Below are 615 nucleotides of genomic sequence, written 5' to 3'. Positions count from 1 at the left end.
GATCGACTACTTCGCGGTCGCCGGCTGGGTCTGGAACACCAACGGCTGGATCTTCAACCTCGGCACGACGCTGTTCGGCAAGGACGCTGGCGTTGAGGTCATCGACTACGCCGGTGGTACTGCGGTGCACATCAACGCCGGTGCCGCGGCGCTCGCGCTCGCACTCGTGCTCGGAAAGCGCGTCGGCTTCAAGAAGGGCATCACCAAGCCCCACAACGTGCCGCTCGTGCTGCTCGGTGCCGCCATCCTGTGGTTCGGCTGGTTCGGCTTCAACGCCGGCGCCTCGGCCTTCTTCGTCTCGCCCGAGGGCACCTCGTCGGCGAACGGCGCGATCCTCGCGGGTATCGGTGCCGTCGGCTCGCCGACCGGTCTGATCGTGATCAACACGCTCGGCGCCACGGCTGCGGCCGTGCTCGGCTGGATCATCGTCGAGAAGCTCAAGGACGGCAAGGCCACCTCGGTCGGCGCCGCCTCGGGTGCCGTCGCCGGTCTCGTCGCGATCACCCCCTCGTGCGCGAACCTCGACCCGGGCTGGGCGCTCCTGCTCGGCCTCATCGCCGGTGGCGTGTGCGCCATTGCGATCGAGCTGAAGTGGAAGCTCGGCTTCGACGACTC

General features: G+C 68.3%; 1 protein-coding gene. It reads left to right on the top strand.

All coding sequences use genetic code 11. The annotated features are described in order from the left end of the window. On the top strand, positions 1 to 615 hold a 615-nt coding region (locus tag AC4FQ3_RS22795; RefSeq protein ID WP_491183404.1), incomplete at both ends, for an ammonium transporter.

This window comes from Flavobacterium sp. AK-345 (assembly GCF_058310175.1).
Note: the sequence above shows the minus strand (reverse complement) of the source record. Positions and strands in the feature narration are given on the sequence as shown.